Origin of the sequence: Streptomyces sp. NBC_00557, from assembly GCF_036345995.1 — a bacterium.
Lineage (GTDB): Bacteria > Actinomycetota > Actinomycetes > Streptomycetales > Streptomycetaceae > Streptomyces.
The window spans coordinates 8,396,284-8,416,290 of the sequence record NZ_CP107796.1; the positions used below are offsets into that span (position 1 = coordinate 8,396,284).

General features: G+C 69.8%; 19 protein-coding genes and 1 pseudogene. 12 read left to right on the plus strand and 8 right to left on the minus strand.

Translation table 11 applies throughout. The annotated features are described in order from the left end of the window. Window positions 1–7: 7 nt before the first annotated feature. The 4 genes from OG956_RS37465 to OG956_RS37480 all read right to left on the minus strand — a co-directional run bounded on the left by OG956_RS37465 (window position 8) and on the right by OG956_RS37480 (window position 5,473). On the minus strand, window positions 8–937 hold the full coding sequence (locus OG956_RS37465) for a 2-oxoglutarate and iron-dependent oxygenase domain-containing protein (RefSeq protein WP_330342463.1): 930 nt from the start codon (window positions 935–937) through the stop codon (window positions 8–10). Further along, window positions 934–1,983 (minus strand): radical SAM protein, encoded by a 1,050-nt coding sequence (locus OG956_RS37470; protein ID WP_330342464.1) that lies wholly within the window; start codon window positions 1,981–1,983, stop codon window positions 934–936. The genes OG956_RS37465 and OG956_RS37470 overlap by 4 nt, the downstream gene beginning before the upstream one ends. Before the next feature lie 73 nt (window positions 1,984–2,056). Then, complete coding sequence (locus OG956_RS37475; protein WP_330342465.1) at window positions 2,057–3,256, minus strand: MFS transporter; 1,200 nt, start codon at window positions 3,254–3,256, stop codon at window positions 2,057–2,059. A 1,227-nt stretch (window positions 3,257–4,483) separates the two neighbouring features. Next, window positions 4,484–5,473: a helix-turn-helix transcriptional regulator gene (locus OG956_RS37480; protein WP_330342466.1), complete on the minus strand. Its 990-nt coding sequence runs from the start codon at window positions 5,471–5,473 to the stop codon at window positions 4,484–4,486. Between the two features lie 93 nt (window positions 5,474–5,566). Here OG956_RS37480 and OG956_RS37485 point away from each other — a divergent pair, with 93 nt between their 5' ends. Then, entirely contained in the window at window positions 5,567–5,965 is a 399-nt protein-coding gene (locus OG956_RS37485; RefSeq protein ID WP_330342467.1) for a VOC family protein, read from the plus strand. A 164-nt stretch (window positions 5,966–6,129) separates the two neighbouring features. Beyond that, window positions 6,130–6,310 (plus strand): annotated as a pseudogene (locus OG956_RS37490) (IS481 family transposase); the annotation flags it as partial. Between the two features lie 74 nt (window positions 6,311–6,384). Here OG956_RS37490 and OG956_RS37495 read toward each other — a convergent pair. Further along, window positions 6,385–7,185: an IclR family transcriptional regulator gene (locus tag OG956_RS37495; RefSeq protein WP_330342468.1), complete on the minus strand. Its 801-nt coding sequence runs from the start codon at window positions 7,183–7,185 to the stop codon at window positions 6,385–6,387. 61 nt (window positions 7,186–7,246) lie between these two features. Here OG956_RS37495 and OG956_RS37500 point away from each other — a divergent pair, with 61 nt between their 5' ends. The 6 genes from OG956_RS37500 to OG956_RS37525 are packed head-to-tail and all read left to right on the plus strand — an operon-like array spanning window position 7,247 to window position 13,216. Further along, on the plus strand, window positions 7,247–8,662 hold the full coding sequence (locus tag OG956_RS37500) for an MmgE/PrpD family protein (protein WP_330342469.1): 1,416 nt from the start codon (window positions 7,247–7,249) through the stop codon (window positions 8,660–8,662). Further along, complete coding sequence (locus tag OG956_RS37505) at window positions 8,662–9,795, plus strand: MmgE/PrpD family protein (RefSeq protein WP_330342470.1); 1,134 nt, start codon at window positions 8,662–8,664, stop codon at window positions 9,793–9,795. Before OG956_RS37500 ends, OG956_RS37505 begins: the two co-directional genes overlap by 1 nt. After that, entirely contained in the window at window positions 9,792–10,676 is an 885-nt protein-coding gene (locus OG956_RS37510) for an isocitrate lyase/PEP mutase family protein (RefSeq protein ID WP_330342471.1), read from the plus strand. Before OG956_RS37505 ends, OG956_RS37510 begins: the two co-directional genes overlap by 4 nt. Window positions 10,677–10,683: 7 nt before the next feature. After that, window positions 10,684–11,928: a 3-isopropylmalate dehydratase large subunit gene (locus OG956_RS37515; RefSeq protein ID WP_330342472.1), complete on the plus strand. Its 1,245-nt coding sequence runs from the start codon at window positions 10,684–10,686 to the stop codon at window positions 11,926–11,928. Next, entirely contained in the window at window positions 11,925–12,518 is a 594-nt protein-coding gene (locus OG956_RS37520) for a LeuD/DmdB family oxidoreductase small subunit (RefSeq protein ID WP_330342473.1), read from the plus strand. Before OG956_RS37515 ends, OG956_RS37520 begins: the two co-directional genes overlap by 4 nt. Further along, window positions 12,515–13,216: an MBL fold metallo-hydrolase gene (locus OG956_RS37525; RefSeq protein ID WP_330342474.1), complete on the plus strand. Its 702-nt coding sequence runs from the start codon at window positions 12,515–12,517 to the stop codon at window positions 13,214–13,216. Before OG956_RS37520 ends, OG956_RS37525 begins: the two co-directional genes overlap by 4 nt. Before the next feature lie 658 nt (window positions 13,217–13,874). Here the strand turns inward: OG956_RS37525 and OG956_RS37535 are convergent. Continuing rightward, a complete protein-coding gene (locus OG956_RS37535) occupies window positions 13,875–14,111 on the minus strand; it encodes a hypothetical protein (RefSeq protein WP_330342475.1) in 237 nt (78 codons plus the stop codon). A gap of 222 nt (window positions 14,112–14,333) precedes the next feature. Continuing rightward, the gene (locus tag OG956_RS37540; RefSeq protein ID WP_330342476.1) at window positions 14,334–14,882 is read right to left on the minus strand and encodes a DUF5994 family protein; all 549 of its coding nucleotides are present in this window, start codon (window positions 14,880–14,882) and stop codon (window positions 14,334–14,336) included. Between the two features lie 406 nt (window positions 14,883–15,288). Between OG956_RS37540 and OG956_RS37545 the strand changes: the two genes are divergently transcribed. Then, window positions 15,289–16,263 carry a magnesium transporter CorA family protein gene (locus OG956_RS37545; RefSeq protein WP_330342477.1) on the plus strand — a complete coding sequence of 325 codons (975 nt, stop codon included), beginning with the start codon at window positions 15,289–15,291 and terminating at the stop codon, window positions 16,261–16,263. 369 nt (window positions 16,264–16,632) lie between these two features. Here OG956_RS37545 and OG956_RS37550 read toward each other — a convergent pair whose 3' ends face one another. After that, entirely contained in the window at window positions 16,633–17,442 is an 810-nt protein-coding gene (locus tag OG956_RS37550; RefSeq protein ID WP_330342478.1) for a hypothetical protein, read from the minus strand. Between the two features lie 203 nt (window positions 17,443–17,645). Here OG956_RS37550 and OG956_RS37555 point away from each other — a divergent pair, with 203 nt between their 5' ends. Genes OG956_RS37555 through OG956_RS37565 form a run of 3 tightly spaced genes read left to right on the plus strand, consistent with a single transcriptional unit; the run spans window position 17,646 to window position 19,713 of the window. Further along, a complete protein-coding gene (locus tag OG956_RS37555; protein ID WP_330342479.1) occupies window positions 17,646–18,152 on the plus strand; it encodes an SRPBCC family protein in 507 nt (168 codons plus the stop codon). Further along, entirely contained in the window at window positions 18,152–19,210 is a 1,059-nt protein-coding gene (locus OG956_RS37560; RefSeq protein WP_330342480.1) for an LLM class flavin-dependent oxidoreductase, read from the plus strand. Before OG956_RS37555 ends, OG956_RS37560 begins: the two co-directional genes overlap by 1 nt. Further along, entirely contained in the window at window positions 19,207–19,713 is a 507-nt protein-coding gene (locus OG956_RS37565; RefSeq protein WP_330342481.1) for a winged helix-turn-helix transcriptional regulator, read from the plus strand. The genes OG956_RS37560 and OG956_RS37565 overlap by 4 nt, the downstream gene beginning before the upstream one ends. Window positions 19,714–20,007 lie beyond the last annotated feature (294 nt).

Consider the following 20,007-nt stretch of genomic DNA (forward strand, 5'->3'; position numbering starts at 1 on the left):
GATCTCCCTAGTCGTTGGCGCCCACGGCCGCGCGGCGGGCGCGGGCGGCGTTCAGGATGAAGTTGCCGCACCGCTCGCCCGGGGCGCCGTCGTCGTTCATCGGGTGCAGCGTCCGGTTGAATCCGGGATTGACGAAGGCGGCGACGGAATACCGGTCGCTGTGGCGGGGGACGGGCACCTGGTGCCGCAGCGCCCGGTAGTGTCCGCCGCTCCACCAGGCGAGCAGGTCTCCGACGAGGACGGTGACCCGGTCGCCGCCGCCGGGGACGTCGGCCCACCGGCCGGCCCACTCCGCCTGGAGGCCGCCGTCATCCTCCTGCAGCACGATGCCCAGCGCGCCGAAGTCGGTGTGCGGCGCGTGCCCGAACTCCTCGTCGGGGCCGACGTGTTCGGGGTCGACGGCCGGGTAACGGTGCAGCCGCATCGACGCGTACGGCTCGTCGAGCTGCGCGCGCAGGGCCGCGGCGTCCAGACCGAGGCCGAGGGCGAGCGGCACGCTCACCTTCCGGCACAGCTCCAGGACCTCGTCGAAGAGCCGCTCGACCACGGGCCGGAAGCCGGGAAGGTCGGGCCACTGGTTGGGGCCGTGCAGCGGGGTGCCGGCGAGCACCAGCGGGTGGTCGGGTCCCAGGTCGCGTCCCACCTGGAACGCCTCCTTGACGTCGGGCGCGCGCCCGGAGCTGGTCTCCGAGCGGTACGCGGTCCAGCCGCGGTTGTTGCGGTCGCCGGCCACAGCCCTGCGCCGGTGCTCGGGCAGCGTGAAGAACCGTCTGGCCTGGGTGAACGCCTGGGCGGTGGTGGCCGGGGCGCAGCCGGTGGCGACGAACCCGCCGACGCGGGCGCAGGCGTCGGCGACTGCCGCCACGAGCGCGGGGTCGGTGGGGTCGGTGTCCAGGGCCGCGCAGTCCACCACCGGAAGCCCCGTGGAGGCGCTCACTTGCCCTCCAGCGCGAGCGCGGGGCCGTCGGCCTCGGCCAGGGGCAGCAGGTGGTGGCGGGAGCCGACCGAGCCGTCGCCGTTCATCACGATGCCCTGCTTGATGAGCTGACGGCTGAAGTCCTCCCTGGCCCGGTAGGTCTTGTCCTCGTCCGACAGGCCTTCCGAGGTCAGGCCGAGGTAGACGGCGATGCCCTGGGCGCGTTTGCGCTCGGCGAGGGCGATGATGTCCGACAGCCGCGGCGGCAGGTAGTCCTGGACCTGCTCGGCGCGGCGGGCCCACTGGGTGCCGCGGGCGACGTACATGGGGTTGAGGCGGATGGTCAGCGGGATGCCGCGCGTGGCGCAGTGCTCGTGCAGGTAGTCGATGGAGGCCTCGGCCTCGGCCCACGCCTCCTCGTCGGTCATCACCGGGTCCGGCTTGAACAGGACGTAGGCGGTCAGCTCACAGCCGGCCCGGCCCACCGTGTCCAGGCCGCGCAGGAACGTCTCCAGTGGCTCGCGCTTGCCGAGCACCCGCTCGCGCAGGTCCTCGTCGAGGGTCTCGAAACCGGTGAGGATGTCGAGTTGCTTGCCGCTGTTGTCCGCGATCTCCCGGAGCCGCTCCTCGCGCAGGAACTCCAGGCGGGTCTCCAGCACGATCTTGCGTACGCGGGGGAGTTTGCGGACGGCGGCGGTGATCTGGGTGAGCGCCGCGGCGGGGAAGGTGGTCTCGTCGAAGACGGAGCCCTCGTTGGCGATGGTGACGCGCTCCAGGACGCCGAGCGCGTGCTTGTCCTCCTCCAGGACGTACCGGAACTGGGCGAGGACCTCCTCCTCCGGAATCCACTCGCGCGACGACTTGAACGGCAGAGCGCAGAACTTGCACTGGTAGCGGCAGCGCTTGGTGTTGAACAGGATCGCCAGATCCTGTTCGCCGAGGAAATTCCGGTGCAGGAAGAAGTGGGGGCGGTCGGCGGCCGGCGCGGACTCGCCCATGGCCTTGGGCGGGCCGAAGCTGCGGTAGAGCCCGCCGAGGAATTCATCGAGCGCAGGGGACGTGGACATGGTTCTCCCTTTCTGTGAATACCGGTGCTTTTCGTTTCCGCGCCGTGCCGCGGAGGGGGGTGCGGCGCGGCCGTCAGCCAGACACGAGGACGCGGTCGGCGTCAGGTGCGGGGTCCGCGGGGCACAGAAGGCGGCGGGGCCAGCTGCGGCTCACGGCCGTGAGCACGGCAAGCGCCACGACCATGCAGCAGGTCAGCACGGCCCACGGCAGCCAGGTGGACAGCGTCAGCAGGACGACGAGCAGGGGTGCCGCGGCGTCCGCCACGCCGAAGGAGTACTGCGACACAGCCAGGTAACCGCTGCGGTGCGGCTCGGGCGCCACCGCGGCCACCAGACCGTTGCTCACCGGCCCCTGCACCAGGAAGGCGAGGCCGAACAGGCCGGTGACGGCGAAGAGATAGGGAACCACCGAGGCGGTGGCCATGAGAACGGCGGCGCCCATGGCCGCGGCCCAGACGGCGAGCAGTGCGGCGACGGTCTGGAGCACGCGCACCCGGTTGATGCGGGCGAGCGCGCGGACCGCGGCCGGGCGGCACACGGTGAGGAGCGCCGTGGCGCCGCCCGTCAGCGCGCCAGGCAGCCATGCCGGCGCACCCAGGTGGCCGACCACGAAGGCGGGCAGCAGCGTACTGGTGGCGGGGATGGGCAGCACCAGCAGGGTGTTCGCCGCGGTGAGCCCGAGAAAGGGCCGGTCGGCGAGGACGCGGGCGAGTGCGGTACCGGTGCCCTCGGCGTTGCCCGGGACGGGCTCGGGGGCGCGGACGAACAGCAGGACGAGCAGCGCGGACAGTGCGAAGGTCAGCCCGTCGCCGCCCACCGCCAGCCGGTACGAGGACGGGTCACCGCCGATGAACAAGGCGCCCGACAGCAGGCCCCCCAGGGCGGTGCCGCCGGACTGCATGGTGGCCGCCCAGGCGAAGTACCCGTCCCGGGAGCCGCTCGGCGCAAGGTCCGCGAGCATGCCGTACACCGACGCGAAGAACACGCGCTGCCCGGTGACGGCGCACAGGACCACGGCGAAGACGGACAGCGGGCCGCCGGCGCACAGATAGGCGGTCATGGCGACCGCCTGCAGTAACAGGCCGGCGACGACGAGGCGGCGCGGGCCGACCCGCCCGATCCACACGCTCACCAGCGCCGGTAACGCCAGCGTCAGGCAGGTGGCGATGGTCAGGACCGTGCCGGTCACGGCCTCGGACAGACCGAGGACGCGCATCGGGTAGAGCACGGAAACGGGGAGGAAAAGCCCCGTCCCCACGGCGTCGACTCCCATGACCGCGCAAGCTGTGCGCGCCGGTCGTACGGCCGACCGAGGGCGTGCCATTGGGTGGATGGACAAATCGTCTCCTGCGGCAGAACAATTCCACCGTCATTTGAGGTCTTCATTTGCCGACGACAATGGAATCGGCATCATCGAGAACTGTTCCGCGCCGGCTTGCGTGATGGGAATTCAACGCAAGTAGGACATCGTTGTCCACAGTTGTCAATGCGTGTCAGGAGAAGGGACTGAGGAAGTCCCCAAAAATCGCAGGGAATTGACCGGAAACGATTCTTGTGGCCGGCCGAATGGCAACGGTCGCCGGTCTCTCCACGGAATGATGCGGGATGCCGGGCCGGAGGACTGCCGGGAGGGGGATGGCGAGGTGGGAGGTCCGCACTAAGCCATACGGGGAAGACGACATGACAATCTCCAGGAGCCGTACAGGGTTTGTGGGGGGAAGTGAAGCGGCGGTCTCGGGAGCGCTTGCTGCATTCAAACTGCCATCTCAGTCTGCCGTCAACAAGTGAAGCTGAAACTAGGTGAGTTTCCAGTTGGACGCGCACATGCCCGAATCACACCAGCCATCCACATTCAACTTTTGACGCGATCTCGACCCTGATCGGCGTTTACGGCTTCACCTCATGGCGCATTCGGTCCAAACCTGGCCGTTCATGGTCCTCGGCGTAGATCGACACAGCACGACCATCGGTCAGGGGTCGCTGCGCGAACCGGCCCCCGAATTGCAGCCTGCTTTTCGGTCACCGTGGTCGAGGCCCTTGGCGAAGCGTTGACGGCCCAGTGCATGCCGCACTTCGGGCCCGGAGTCGAGCGTCGGAGACTCCCCGTTCCGGACATCACCCTCGAAAGCGATTGAGTTCCCTCGGCCTCGGCGTGCCGGAAGTGGCCCTGCCGTCCGCCTCGTTACGTGTCTGATTTAGACTGTGCCCTATGTGGTGAGGCGGACGTTGACCCGGTATGGGGCAGGGAACGTGGAGTGCCGGACGGGCTGTGGGACATTGCGAAGCCGCTGATCCCGGAGCAATGAACACGGCCGCAGGGCGGCGGAATCTTCTCGATGGATGAGGTCACGTTGGTGAAGTGAACCGTCACCTCACCTCCCCGCACTTCCTCGCACTGGCGGGCACCGTCGTGCTGTGGGCGTCGGCCTTCCCCGCGATCCGCGTCGGCGTGGACGGACTCGGCCTAGCTGTGCCATCTCATGACATTGCTTCCTCGCTGTCAGGCTCGGCGGGCATAGGACGTGAGGCGACCGGCGAGCGCGATGACGAGCTCGCGGAGTTCATCGGGGCGCTCGATGACGAACGGCCGGTCGAGTGCCGCGAGTACCGGAGGCAACCAGTCGAGCCGCTCCGCCCGCAGTTCGACGCGCAGCCAGCGCTCGGTCGCACGGTCCTCGCCGGCCGCGGGCTCATGCTCCTCCAGGCTCGCGACGCTCGCGGGAAAGTGGGCGCGGATCTGCTCAACCGTCCCGTGGATCCGCAAGGTCACCTCATGCCGGTACCCGGCCGTGGCGAATCCTGACAACACGCGCTGCGCAGGAGCGGGACCCACTGGCGCTTCGAATGAGCCGGGCAGGGTCCGCGCGTCTGCGATGCGATCGAGCCGGAAGGTTCGGTCCTCGCCGACCTGGGCGTCCTTGCCCGTGACGTACCACCGGCCCGTATGGGCGACGATCCCGTACGCGTGCAGTGTGCGTTCGCTGGGCCGTCCGTCACGGTCGGTGTAGCGGATCGAGACCGGTCGGCGGTGGCGCACCGCATCGGCGATGGTGAGCAGGAGCCCGGCGTCCGGGGTGTCGAACTCGCCGGGCTGTTCCGTGAAGGCGAGAGCTTCCAGGAGTGTGTCGAGCCGACGGGCGATGTGCTTGGGCAGCACCCGCCGGATCTTCGCCGACGCCGTCTCGTTTGCCGTGCGCTCCGTCGTCGTCAGCCCTGCCCGGCGGCCAGCGATCAGGCCGAGCAGAACGGCCAGCGCCTCGTCGCCGCTGAGCATGAGCGGAGGCAAGCGGTACCCGGGGGCGATCCGGTATCCGCCGTAGCGGCCGCGCACCGACTCCACGGGCACGTCCAGGTCGATCAGCTGGTCCACATACCGCCGCACGGTGCGCCCTTCGACGCCGAGCCGGTCGGCGAGCTCGGCCACCGTCCGGGTGCCGCCCGACTGCAGCAGCTCCAGGAGTGTCAGCACGCGGCCGGTGGGTCGAGACATGTGCACAACCTAGCCTGAATACAGGACCGATTCTGTCCTCTATTTCTCCTAGCCTGCGACGTACACGCCTCCAGCGCAGCCAAGGAGATTCCCATGGACTTCGTCTCGATCCGCATCATCACCAGCGACGTAGCGTGCCTCGTCGAGTTCTACGAGCGAGCCACAGGGGCGCGGGCGACGTGGGCCAACGAAGACTTCGCCGAACTCAAGACCGCGGGCGCCACCCTCGTGATCGGCAGCACCCGCACCGTCCCGCTGTTCGCCCCGGGCTCCGCCCGCCCGGCGGACAACCACAGCGTGATCACCGAGTTCCTCGTCGACGACGTGGACCGCGTGTACAACAACCTGACCGGCTTCGTCACCGACTTCGTCACCAAGCCCACCACGATGCCCTGGGGCAACCGGTCGCTGCTGTTCCGCGACCCCGACGGCAACCTCGTCAACTTCTTCACCCCCGTCACCCCGGCGGCCATCGAAAAGTTCGCACGCTGACGCCACGCACAGCCGCTCACGGGGGAGCCCCGAGCCCCCCAGGGCTCCCGGTGAACGCGGCCGCCGAGTCCAGGAACGCCACCAGCAGGGGACATCGCAACGCACCGCTGACCCCCGCAGGACGACTGTGCTCGTGCCTGCGGGGTGACGCCGGACGTCCGATCGGATACACGTACCTGCATTCGGCGCTCGACGATCACTCCCGGCTCGCCTACACCGAGGCCCTGGACGATGAGAAGGCCGTCACCGCGGTCGCCTTCTGGCACCGGGCCGTTGCCTTCTTCGCCGCCCACGGCATCACACCAATCCGCCGCTGCCTCACCGACAACGGCGCGTGTACCCGTCTACGGGAAGGCGTCCTGCGGGTACTGCGCGCTCCCGCGACGCAGCGCAGGCATCATCACGGGGCGTCCGGCCGGTTACAGGTCAAGCGCCTGGACCGTCCGGCCGGGTTGCGGGCCCAGGAGGGCGGCCAGGCGCGGGCTGAGGTCGCGGCAGGCGCCGAGCAGCGGGGCCAGTACCCGGGGGAAGTCTGCTTCGGCCAGCCGGGTCGACGGCCCGGCTACCGTGATCGCGCCGAGCGCGGTCAGCGCGTTGCGCTGGGAATCATCGCCCGCGCTGTGCTGGGTGTCGGCCCGGTGGACCAGCAGCGGCGCGGAGATGCCGTTGATGCCGGGGTGGTTCTCGCCGAAGGACGTGTCGTAGCCGCGTTCGCGGATCGCCGCCAGCTGCGCGGCGGTGATGCCTGCAAGGTCCATGGCCGCCCGTTCCGACTCGGTCAGGTAGGCGAGGATGATCCGGCCGCTGGAGCCGACGGCCAGCGGCGAACGCTCGCCGAGCACGCCCTCCGGGTCGAGGACCGGCCCGGACGGTGCGGCCACGCCGAGCACCAGGACGCGCATGTCGCCGCTGCGCAGGTGCAGGACGACGGCCTCACCGGTGAGATGGGCCAGACGGCTGACGACCGGCTGGACGGCGCGCAGCAGGGCCGGCCGAGGCCCGATCAGAGTAGCCAGCGCGATCGAACGGCCAGCCACCCGGTAGCCGGTGCGGCCCAGGTGATCGAGGTATCCGGCCCGCTCAAGTTCCCGCAGGATGCGGAAGGTCTGGGATTCGGACAGGCCGACGCGGCCGGCGATCGCTCGCAGCGGTGCGGGCTGACGCATCCCGGCGAGTGTCTCCAGTACCTGGAGTCCGCGCAGCGCAGTACTCACAGCCACATGCTTGCACAATATGCAAGTTAAGTGGTGACGGCTGCCCCGGCCATGTGCCAATGAGCCCATGAGCGCACCCTCGGACCCCCACGGCGTCACCGGCCGCCTCGCCACCTGGATCCACGACCTGAGCTGGGACGACGTTCCGACGCACGTCCGCGACCGCGCAGCCCACCTGCTGCTCGACGGGCTCGGCTGCGCCCTCGTCGGCGCGCAGCTGCCCTGGTCACGGATCGCGACCGAAGCGGTGCTCGGCATCGAGGGCCGGGGCGGCGCCGTGGTCATCGGCACCGGCCGGACCACCACCCCGGCCGGCGCCGCGCTGCTCAACAGCGCCTACATCCAGGGCTTCGAGCTCGACGACTTCCACCCCCTCGCGCCCCTGCACAGCGCCTCACTCATGATCCCGTCGCTGCTGGCCACGCGCAGCCACCTCGGACGGGACGTCAGCGGCCGCGAACTGCTCCTGGCCGCGATCGTCGGGTTCGAGGTCGGTCCGCGGGTCGGGTACGCGATCGGCGGCACCGGGATGCTGTTGCGCGGCTGGCACTCCGGCCCTGTCTTCGGCACTGCCGCAGCCGCCGCGGCCTGCGCGAAGCTGCGCGGCCTGGACCCCGCCGTCATCGAGGACGCGCTCGGTTTCGCCGCGACGCAGTCCGCAGGGCTCATGTCGGCGCAGTACGAGGCGATGGGCAAGCGCATGCAGCACGGGTTCGCCGCGCGCAACGGGTTCTACTCCGCGGCGCTCGCGGCCGCCGGATACACCGGCATCGACCAGGTCTTCGAGCGTGAATACGGCGGCTACGTCGCCGTGTACGGCGAGGGCCATCCGACAGACACCGAGGCGATCGTCCGCGGTCTGGGGGAGAGCTGGGAGACGACCATGGCGATGGTGAAGTCCTGGGCCGTCATGGGCGGACTGCATGGCGCGGTCCAGGCCTCCCAGGCCCTGCGTGCCAGGCTCGCCGGACGAGCGATCGAGCGCATAGACATCCGCGTCGGCGACGTCGTCTACCGCCACGGCTGGTGGCGGCCGACCCGCCCGCTGGAGGCGATCGGCGGCCAGATGAACATCGGCTGTTCCACCGCCGTCACACTCCTGGACGGTACCGCGCTCCCGGAGCAGTTCACCGCCGCCCGGCTCGACGCCGGCGATGTCTGGCACCTGCTCGACCGCACGCACGTGACCCTCGACCGGTCGATCGACGCACTGCCGCTGAATGAGCGCTTCCAGACCCACATCACGCTCACCTTCACCGACGGCACGACCGACAGCGAATCCGTGATCTCCCCGCACGGCAACCCGTCCGACCCGGTCACCGACGATGAAGTCGTCGCCAAGTTCCACGCACTGACCGAGCGCGTCATGGACGCGGGCCGCGCCGCCGCGATCGTCGAGGCGGTGCGCGGCCTGCCGGACGCGCCCTCGGTCGCCTCGCTGGTCGACCTGCTGGCCGGGCCGGTCGGAAGGGCACTGGACTGATGGCGGGCCAGACGCGCGCCCTGGCCGCGTTCGTCGCCGGTACCGCGTTGGAGTCGCTTCCCGACGAGGTCCGGGGGCGCCTGATGCAGTGCCTGCTCGACTTCGTCGGGGTCGCGGGGGCCGGTTCGGTGCTGGCGGAGTCGAGCGCTGCGATCCGACGTGCGGTCCGTGATCTGGCGGCGGGCGGCGACTGCACGGTCGTCGGCGACGTCGGAGCCTGGCCGGCGCCCTACGCGGCGCTGCTCAACGAGACGTTCGCCCCCAGCCTCGACTTCGACGACACGCGCATCGCCAGTGGACTGCACCCGGGTGCGGCCGTCATCCCGGCCGCCCTTGCGGTGGCGGAGCGCGTCGAGGCTTGCGGGGCCGAGCTGCTGGCGGCGTTGGCTCTCGGATACGAGGTCTGCTGCCGGGTGGGAGCCGCTCTCGGGCACGGCGCGTACCATCGCGGGTTCCATCCGACCGCGATCGCCGGACTGTTCGGCGGGACCGCCGCCGCAGGCAGACTGCTTGGACTTGACGGTGGACGGATCGAGGACGCGTTCGGGTTGGCCGGGTCGATGGCGGCCGGGTCCATGCAGTATCTGGTCAACGGCGCGGAGAACAAGCGGCTGCACGCGGGGCTCGCGGCGCACGACGCCGTGCTCGCGGCGACGTTCGCGGCGTCGGGTGTCCGGGGTGCGGCCGATGCGATCGAGGGCGAACTCGGGCTGCTGCACGGCCACAGCCACGAGCCGCGTGCCGAGGCGCTGACCGCCGGACTCGGATCCGACTGGCTGATGGCGGGGACGGGGATCAAGCCGTATCCGTCATGCCGCCTGACGCACGGCGCCGTGGACGCGGCCCTTGTCGCGCGGCGGGAGTTGCGTGGCGCGCCGAACCCCGGCGCGAGGGTGCGGCTCGCCATCTCCCCTGCGGCGGCGACGACCCGCGCAAGCGCGCGCCGCAGAACTCGGTCCGGCGAGCCCGGCACGGGCCTTTCCTGGCAACTCGTCCGCACCACATACGAGGGCCTCACCGACCACCGCCTGCCCGACCGCGTCGCCGACGCGATCGCCGGCCTCGCCTCCGTCCCGTCGGTCCGCACCCTGCTGCGCGACCTCCGCACCCCGCTCATCCAGGAGCAGCCATGACCACACCAGCCCGCGCACGCCTGCGCCGACTGCTCGACAGCAAGCAGCTCATCGTCGCCCCCGGCGTCTTCGACGGCATCACCGCCCACTTGACCCGACGCACCGGTCACACCGCCGCATACCTGACCGGCGCCGGCGTCGCGGCCAGCGGCTTCGGGCTGCCCGACATCGGCCTGGTCACCCAGACCGAGATGGCCGAGCGAGCCCGGACGATGGTGCGCGTACTCGGCGACGTGCCACTGCTCGCCGACGCCGACACCGGCTATGGAGCCCCGATCAACGTCGTGCGGACGGTCCGCGAGTACCAGGACGCCGGTGTCGCCGCGATCCAGCTGGAGGACCAGGTGTTCCCCAAGCGCTGCGGCCACCTGCCCGGCAAAGAACTGGTCAGCGCCGACGACTTCGCCCGCACGCTGAACGCCGCACTCGAAGCCCGCACCGACGACAGGATGCTGGTCATCGCCCGCACCGACGCCCGCGGTCCGCTCGGGCTGGACGAAGCGATCGCGCGCGCCAACCGCTACGCCGCCGAGGGCGCGGACATCCTGTTCGTCGAGGCACCGCACAGTGCCGAAGAGGTTGAGCGGATCGCCGCGGAAGTGAACGCCCCGCTGCTGCTCAACCTGGTCATCGGTGGCCTCACGCCCGAGCAGTCCGCCGAGCGGCTCCAGCGGCTCGGCTTCGCCGTCGCGATCCATCCCTCAGCCGCCCTCGCGCACAGCGCGCTCGGCGCGTTGACCGCGATGTGCCGGCTGCGCGGCATCGAGGCTGACGAGTTCCTGCCCACGAAGCCCGACGAGTTCTTCAACCTCGTCGGCATGGCCGAATGGTTCGAGATCGGCCAGCGGCATCAGCCCGCTACGGAAAGAACGGGTGCTTGAGATGGGCATGACCATGATCGAGCGGATCCTCGCTCGCAAGGCCGGTCTCGCGTCCGTCACGGCCGGCGACACCGTGACCGTGGACGTCGACATGACGGTCCTGATCGACCTGCAATTCGCCACCGGCTGGCTGCAGCCGCTTAGGATCGCCGACCCCGGCAAGGTCGCGATCGTCATGGACCACGCGGTCCCGGCACCGACGGTCAAGGACGCTGCCGGCGGCCCGCAGGCCCGGAAGTTCGCCGCCGAGTTCGGCGTCGAACGGTTCTACGACGTCGGACGGCACGGCATCTGCCACCAGGTGATCGCCGAGAACGGTCTGGCCCGACCCGGGCAGATCCTGGCCTGCACCGACAGCCACACCTGCGCCGGCGGTGCGTACAACTGCGCCGCACGCGGCCTCGGCCCGGCCGAGGTCTACTCGATCCTGTGCACGGGCCGCACCTGGTTCCAGGTCAGCCCCACGATCCGCTACCAACTGGTGGGGGAGTTGCCTGCAGGCGTCAGCGGTAAGGATGTGTTCCTGCATATCGCGAACGCCTTCGGCGACGCCACGAACCACAACCTGGAGTACGGCGGTCCCGGCCTGGCCTCGATCCCGCTGCACGACCGGCGGACGATCGCCACTCAGGGCGCGGAGGTCTCGGCGGACTTCTCGACGTTCGCCTACGACGACGTGCTCGCCGCGCACTTCCAGGCGCTCGGTGTCACCGGCTGCGAGCCGGCGCACGCCGACCCTGACGCGGTCTACGCCGACGTGCGCGAGGTCGACCTGTCCGGCCTGGTGCCGTACGTGGCCCGGCCGGGAACGGTCTCCCGTAACGGCCTGCCGGTCACCGGCATCGAATCCCGCAGGATCGACCAGGCGTTCATCGGCTCGTGCGCCAACGGCCAGCTCGACGACCTGCGCATCGCCGCCGACGTGCTGCGCGGCAAGCAGGTGGCGCCCGGCGTCAGGCTGATCGTCACCCCGGCCAGCCAGCAGGTCTACCGCGACGCGATGCGCCTGGGCTATCTACAGGACATCGCCGACGCCGGAGCCGTCGTCACCAACGCCACCTGCGGCGCCTGCTTCGGATACCACATGGGCCTGCTCGGACCTGGCGAGGTGTGCATCACCTCGTCCACCCGCAACTTCACCGGCCGGATGGGATCCACCGAGGCCGAGATCTACATGGCGTCCCCGGCTACTGTCGCGGCCTCCGCGATCGCCGGCCGCATCACCGACGCCCGACAGGAGGCATCCCGATGACCGCATCGAACTCGGCGCCGTCCCAGGCCAGGAGGCTGTGGGTGACCGGACGCGTCTGGGTGTTCGGGCACGGCCTGACCACCGACGACATGTACCCGCCGGACGCGATGAAACTCGACATCCCCGAGGCCGCCAAGCAGGTCTTCCACGCCGTCCGCCCCGGCTGGACGAGCGAGGTCCAGCCGGGCGACGTCGTCGTGGCCGGACGCAACTTCGGCCTCGGCTCCTCCCGCCCGGTCGCGGCGCTGTTCCGGCAACTCGGCGTGGCCGCGCTGATAGCCGAAGAGTTCAACTCCCTGTTCTTCCGCAACGCCGTCAACGCCGGCCTGCCGGCGATGACGGTCCCCGACGCGACGGCGGTCTTCCGCGACGGCGACACCGCCACGCTCGACCTGGCAGCCGGAACCTGGGCGAACCAGGCCACGAACGACTCCGGCACCGTGCCGAAGCTGCCCGACCTCGTCCTGGACATCATCGCCGATGGCGGCGTGCTGCCGCGGCTCGCTCGCCAGGGCTACCTGCCCGCAGAGCTGGCCGACTTCCTCGCCTCGCCCGCCGTGGCGGCGGCCGGCCAGGGCAGCGGCGCATGAGCGGGCTGGCGCGGGGGATCGTGCGCATCCCCACCCGCGGCGACGGCGACAACTGCTTCCTGATCGAGGAGGACGACGGCCTCACGCTGGTCGACGTCGGTTGGAAGAACGCCCCCACCGTCATCCGGCAGGCCGTGGAGGCGGCGGGCCGAACGCTGACCGACATCAGCCGGATCGTGATCACCCACGCCCATCCCGACCACGTCCGAGGCCTGGCCGAACTGGTCGCCCGAACCGGCGGTGCCGACGTGTTCATCCACGAGCTGGAAGAGCGGTGGCTCACCGCCGGCCGGGTCCCGCGCCACGGCAGGTCCGGGGCGCTCGGCCGGGCGATCGACCACCTGCCGCTGCTGCACTGGCAGCCGGTCGCGGCCACCCGAACGGTGACCGGCGGCGAATCCATCGGCTCGCTGCGCGTCATCCACACCCCCGGGCACAGCCCCGGCCACATCGTGCTGCTCCACGAACCGACCCGGACACTGCTCGTCGGCGACGCCGTGTTCCACCGCAGCGGACTGGCCCTCGGTCCGGCGGCGCTGGCCGCCGACCCCGCCGCCCGACCCGCGAGCCTGCTGCGCATGCCCCGCGACGTGCACGCCGTCGGATTCGCTCACGGACAACCGCTCAGCGGTGAACGGATCTCCGCTTTCCACGACTTCCACCAGGCGATTGCGGCAGGCGAGGCGAGACACGCATGACGGACCTCTGTCGGCGGTCGCGCATTTCGGCTCTGTCGGCGATCTTGTGAGGCGGTAAATGGCCGCCTACGGCGAGCTTGTCATGGCCGCCGTCAGACGGTGTGGGACAGCGAGCCGTGCCTGCCCGTGGCCCAGCCCTCCGACCCGGGCCGGGTGGGCCGGCACGGTTGGGAGATCGTGATAGCGGTCTGCCGCAGTTTCGAGATGCACCGGGAGCCGGTGGGCAAGCCGATCGTGGCCGCCGTGGCGCTGGCCGACGACCGGTCGGGGACGAGGCCAGTGACCAGGTCTGCTGATCACGCCGCCCGGCCCGACTCGCTGCTGTTGCTCGCATCGACGATCTCGCGCCAGGGTGTTTCTCCGACCCGCCGCCGCGGGGGTCCGCAAGCCGGGGTCGGCAGCACCGGCTCGGTTGAAGAACACTGGGCGTCCGTTGTGTCCAAGGGGGCAGCGGCGACGGCGCTTGGAAGATCCTTGACAAGCGATGAGAGGCCCGCCGACGGGGGGAGCGGGCCGCTCACCAATCGCAATCATGTACTGGTGATCAGGTCGCGAGTGCACTCGACGTAGCTCGGTTGGGCAACGATGTGCTCGGTTGGCTTGTCGCTGGGGCGACGAGCGGCAGGCGACCCCGGCCGACGCCATCGGGCGATCACACTTAGCCGGAGGAGGGCCGGCTGGTCACCAGCCAGGATCGCGCCGGCTCTGCCATGCGCGTGGTGTCCACCGTGAGGTGGAGACGTGTTCCGCCGTCGGCGCCTGCTGGGTAGCTGCGCTGTTCGGTGGCGTCGAAGCAACGGCGGAGGACCTCCGCGACATGGCGAGCCGCCTCCGGGGTCGCGGCGATGATACGGACCTGCGCGTGTCCGGGCGGTGGCAGTTCCGGTGACTTCATGGTGCCCTCTTGGTCCTCACGGAGTGTGGCGCCGCCAGGGGGCCCACTCGAGGCGGCCGCCCCGGGCTCTTCCGGTTTCGCCGACCGATTCCCGGTAGGGCGTCGCTGTAGTGGAAGCCACCGATCCTTTCGGCATGCTGAGCGTTGAGCCGGTGGATCACGAACATTCCCGCGCTGATCACGACGATGAGCACGGCGATCATGACGACTGTCTCCACGTCCTCACCTCCTCGGGTCGGAACTCAAGAGCCCAGCCTCCGAAGCGGCTCCGCCGTCGGTCTCCCATTCCTCTTCCCGGCTCCGGACCTCTGCCGCGTTGCGGCTCATGGCCTCGTCGGCCATCAGACCGCTGGCGGTGCAGAGGCTTCCCGGAACGGCTGCTGACGCCATCAGCCGGGCGGCGGCGGTCGGCTCCGTCTCCGGTGGGATCACCAGCAGGTCCAGGCGGCCCACCGTGTAGGAGAGGAGGATCAGTTTGTTCGGGTCCTGTTCGGCGGCGAACCAGCCGACGTGCACGATGTGCCCGGTGACAGGCACCTTGTGCGGGATGACGGGCCAGTGGGCCGGGTTCACGATGACGCGGGTGATCCGGCCCCAGCGCGCATCCAGCGCGTCCGTCAGGCCGGGGATCTCCCGGAGGAGATCGCGGGAGCGGGGCCACCAGGCACCGTCCAGGAGACCTGGAGCCGAGGCCGGCGGGGTCAGGGACAGCCGGGCTGGCGCTGAGGACAGCCGCTCTTCGGTGATCGCATGGTCGATGGTCGCAGTCATGACGCGGACCTGTCCCCGGGGCTGGTCTTCGACGTCCCGGTGTTGTTGCTCGCCAGGAACGACACCGACATGGCGGCCGGTGTGCGAAGTACTCCCGGTGCTTTCACTCTACGCCGTTGCGAGGCCCCCAGACGTGTACGTGACCAGGCATTTTCCCGAGAGGGCGCTGTCCGGAGCCGCTGGTGAGCGGCGCCGGCGCGGCCCGTGCGGACCGGCACCGTCATCCAGATCGAACAGATCCCGGCCGACACCAGCAGTCATAATGACGTCTGGAGGTACGGCGCCCGTAGTGTCCTCCCGCTGGGAGGCACCGGTTTCAAGGCGGTCGAGGCCGTGCCGCCGGTGGGGGTGGATGTCCGGTAGCGATGCCCGCTTTTGTTCCATTGGTGCCGTTAGGGTGCGCGACATGGCCCGTACTCGGCTGTACCGCGACGGCATCCTGGTCGAGGAGGACTTCCCGGTTCGGGACATCTCCCGGCACCTGGCGGATCCGTCCTCGACCGTGTGGCTGAACCTGCGTCGGCCGACCCGCGCCGAGTTCACGGAGGTCGGCGAGGAACTCGGTCTCCACGAGCTTGCTCTTGAGGACGCGCTGCACGAGGGACAGCGGGCGAAACTCGACAGCTACCGCACCCACCACTTCCTCAGCGTCTACGCTGTCGCCGTCGACCCGGACGACGCCGCACTGACGATGAGGGAGCTCGCGGTCATCCTCACGCCGCAGGCGCTGATCACCGTCTGCAAGGACGCCGAGTTCGCCCTCGACGAGGTGGTCGCCCGCTGGGACCGTACCCCGGCTCTCGCGGCACACGGGGTCGCCTTCCTGTTGCACGGACTGCTCGACCATGTCGTCGACGGGCACTTCGCCGCGGTGCAGCAGCTCGAGGAGCGTATCGAGGAACTGGACGATCTGCTCTTCGCCGAAAGCAGTCGGCAGATCCAGACCGTTCAGCGCCGTTCCTACGCCCTGCGGAAATCACTGGTTCGGCTTCGTCGCGTCGTGCTGCCCATGCGGGAGGTCGTCAACGCCCTCATGCGCCCCGACCTCAAGGTCGTCGACGGCCCCCTGCTGCCGTACTACCGCGATGTGTACGACCACGTGCTGCGTGTCAGTGAGTGGACGGAGTCACTGCGCGACCTGGTGGCCTCGGTGATGGAGGCCAACCTGTCGGTGCAGGCCAACGCGATGAACCTGGTCATGAAGAAGGTGACGAGTTGGGCCGCGATCATCGCCGTGCCCACGGCCATCACCGGCTTCTACGGCCAGAACCTCCCCTACCCGGGCTTCGGACACCAGTGGGGGTTCATCGTCTCCAGCGCCGTTATCGCCGTTGCCTCTCTCATGCTGTATTTCGCTTTCAAACACTGGGACTGGCTCTGACCGCACACGCTCCTGCGCGCTCGTCGGCAGATGAGCCATCACCAGGGAGCGTCTGCGTCCACAACGCCGGCCGCTCCCAGATGGCCGCCGCCTACCGTGTGCCGTGGAAGGAGCCCTCGGAGCGCGACCCCGGTATCCGAAGCGGCTCTGAGGCGGTCAGCTCAGGGAATCCGATAAGGCGGTCGCGATCACCTTGGATCACGCAGGCGGGGCGAGAGGTGAGGCAGCGTTGCGGACCTTGGCCGTTGCGGCATCCTGTCCCGTGAGCGCGGCGTTCCCCAGGGCGAGCAGGTTGAGGGCGGTGGCGTAGGTGTGGAGCCGGGGGGCTTCCAGGAACCGGCAGTGCCCTTGCCTCGGTGCGGCAAGTGGTCAATGGTCTACGGCAGACCCTGTCCACAACGGCCGGTATCGCACGGTCACCGTGGCGCTGTTGCGGCTCGGCGGCGTACGGGCCGTGCGGGACATGCCGGGCGTGGACTGGGAGGCCGTCCGGGGTCTGCCCAAGGGCGCGGTGTCGCCGCTGCGCGAGTACGCGGCCCTGGCCCTCACCCGGGCCACGGTGGTGACGGGCTTCGCGCAAGCCCTGGCCGACCGGCACGGTACGACGGTGTGGGCCTGGAACTCCCCGTACTCCGGGGGCTGGGGAGTGGACTGGGAGCGTGTCGACAGGGGCCCACGAAGGCGGAGGTCCTCAAGGAGCCGTGCGCCGACCCGGCCGCCGCCGCGTACGCCGGCGAGATCGTCCTGTGCCCGGAGTGGGGCAAGGTGACCCGCGCCGCGCGCGAGCTGCTGGTGCTGGACGCCGCGGTCATCCTCGACACTGAGACCACCAGCCTGGTTCTCGGTGTGATGCGCGTCGTCCAGGCTCTCTTCGCGCTTTTTCCAGCCACGCAGCGCCTCAACGAACTCCCGGGCACCGGCACCGTGCCAGTTCGCGTCAGACTGCTGGATATTCCAGCACAGCTCGGCACTGGTCCACCCCATGGAGTCCAGCTCGTACAGCAGCTCGACGATGCCGTCTTCGTTGAACGGGCTGACCGCGGCGTCGAGACCAACGTCGCTGCCACTGCCGAACGCCCAGTCGACGTCGGGCAGCTCCTGCACGAAGACGAACTCCCCGAACCCGCCCCCGGACGTGACGTACGGCAGCGGTTGCAGGTCGGCGTCGAGCAGCCGCACCTCGGCACCTGGCAGGCCTGTCGCTGGCCGGCGACGCCGCCGGGGCTTCGGGACGTGACCACCGTCGAAGGCACGGTGGTTGTCCTGAACATAGCGATCGCGGTGCAACAGGCACGACAAGTTGCCCCGAGCCCTTGACCCAGTTGGTTTCGTTACGCAACTCTGGTGTTCAGACCCCTTAATGGCGAGGAGGCTGGCTCACGGTGGAGTGGACTGGTGCGCGGTACGCGGACAAACCGACGGTGGAGGTGCGGACGTGGGTCGCCGCCTCGCCTGAGCGAGTGTGGAAGCTGGTCTCGGACGTTGAGCTGATGCCGGACCTCAGTGATGAGCTCCAGTCGATCGAGTGGCTGGACGGAGCCGCACGGCCCGCCGTCGGGGCCAGGTTCGTGGGGCGCAGCAAGCATGACGCGCTCGGTGAGTGGGCGACCACCTCCACCGTGGTCGAATGCGTCCCGGAGCGGGTGTTCGCGTGGGCAGTGGAGGACCCGGAGCATCCCACGGCCGTGTGGCGCTTCGTGCTGGAACCCCGGCACGGCGGCACCGAACTGACGGAGTGGATGCAGATGGGGCCGGCGCGATCCGGCTTGTCCTTCGCCATCGACCGCATGCCGGAGAAGGAACAGAAGATCGTGTTCGTGCGGATGCGGGAGTTCGAGCGCAACATGACGGCCACACTGGAGCGGATCAAGAAGCTGGCGGAGTCGTGATGCGGACCGCCACGACGATCGAGGCGTCCGGCTTCGACTCCTGGTCCCAGCAGGCCGACTTCGTCACCGAGGCAGAGAAGCTGGGGCTCGACATCTGTTGGGTGGCCGAGGCGTGGGGTTCCGATGCCCCCTCCGCGCTGGGCTTCTACGCGGCGCGAACCGAGCGGATGCTGCTGGGGTCCGCCGTCATGCAGGTCGGCACCCGTACGCCGGTCGCGCTCGCCCAGACGGCCATCACTCTGTCCAACCTCTCCGGAGGGCGGTTCGTCCTCGGTCTGGGCGCTTCCGGTCCGCAGGTGATGGAGGGCCTGCACGGAGTGCCCTTCGCCCGCCCGCTGGCACGCGTTCGCGAGACGGTGGAGATCGTGCGGCAGGTGGTCGCGGGCGGCAAGGTCTTCTACTCCGGCAGTGAGTTCCGGATTCCCCTGCCCGGTGGTGACGCGGTGCCGATGCGCCTGTCCATGCGCGCCGAGCACCGGGTCCCGATCTACCTGGCCGCCCTGTCGCCGGCCATGCTCCGTCTGACCGGACAGGTCGCGGACGGCTGGCTCGGCACCAGCTTCGTACCGGAAGGGTCCGCCGAGGCCTACTTCGCCCACCTGGACCAGGGCCTGGCACGAGCCGGGCGTACCCGCGCGGACCTGGACGTCTGCCAGGGTGCCGAGGTCTCGTTCGCGCCGGACGAGGAGACGCTGAGCGCCATGGTCGCCAGCCGTAAGAAGGAACTCGCCTTCAGTCTCGGCGGGATGGGTTCCGCGTCGACCAACTTCTACAATCAGGCCTACAGCCGTCAGGGCTGGGCGGAGGTGGCCGCGCAGGTGCGGGAACGCTGGCAGGCCGGCGACCGCGACGGCGCGGCCGGCCTCGTCACCAACGAGATGGTGCTGGCCACCACGCTCATCGGCACGGAGGACATGGTGCGGCAACGGCTGCGGGTGTGGCGCGACGCGGGCGTGAACACCGTCCGTCTCTATCCGGCAGGGGACACCATGGAGGCCAGACTGGCCACGCTGGGAAGGGCCATTGAGCTGGTCCACGAGGCGGGTGGCGGGGCATGAGCCCTGCGCGTCCCTCGTTCGCGAACTGGCCTTGCTCCATCGCGCGCACCGTGGATGTACTCGGCGACCCATGGAGCATCCTGATCCTGCGGGAGGCGTTCTACGGATTCCGTCGATTCGACGAGTTCCAACAGGAGTTGCGCATGGCACGCAACACTCTCGCCGACCGGCTGCGCCGGTTGGTGCAGGAGGGACTCATGGAGAGGCGGCTCTACGAGAGCGAGCCGCCGCGTCACGAGTACCTGCTGACGGAGAAGGGCCGGGACTTCGTCCCTGTGCTCGCCGCGATGGCACGCTGGGGCGACCGATGGCTTGCCGGGGAGGAGGGCGCCCCGGTCACCTTCCACCACGACGCCTGCGACCACGATGCCCACGCGGAGGTGGTCTGCTCCGCCTGCGGTGAGCCGATGCGGTCGGAGGACCTCTCCACGCGGATGGGCGCGGGCTATCCAGAGCGGCTCAGGAAGCGGCCGGACGTCCAGCGCCGCTTTGCGCGCTCCTGACCGGCCCCGGCAGCTGACGGGTATTCGAATGAGCACGGCGGCGGCCGGGCTCACGTTATACGGCGACTGACCGCCCGAGCACGAAGGCTCGCAACGGTCTCGTACTACGACTGCTCCGACGTCTGCGCGAGCGCCACCGGCACTGCAACTGTGGCGTAGCTGGTCCGGTTGCTTATCGATGTTGGTTGCGGCCTGTTGTTGCTCAGTTGTGTTGAGCGGCGTATTCGGTCTGTGGTGAAAGTCTGCCAGGGCTCGTGGGAGGCGGGTGGTGTGTGGGCTGAGCTGTCTGTTTGT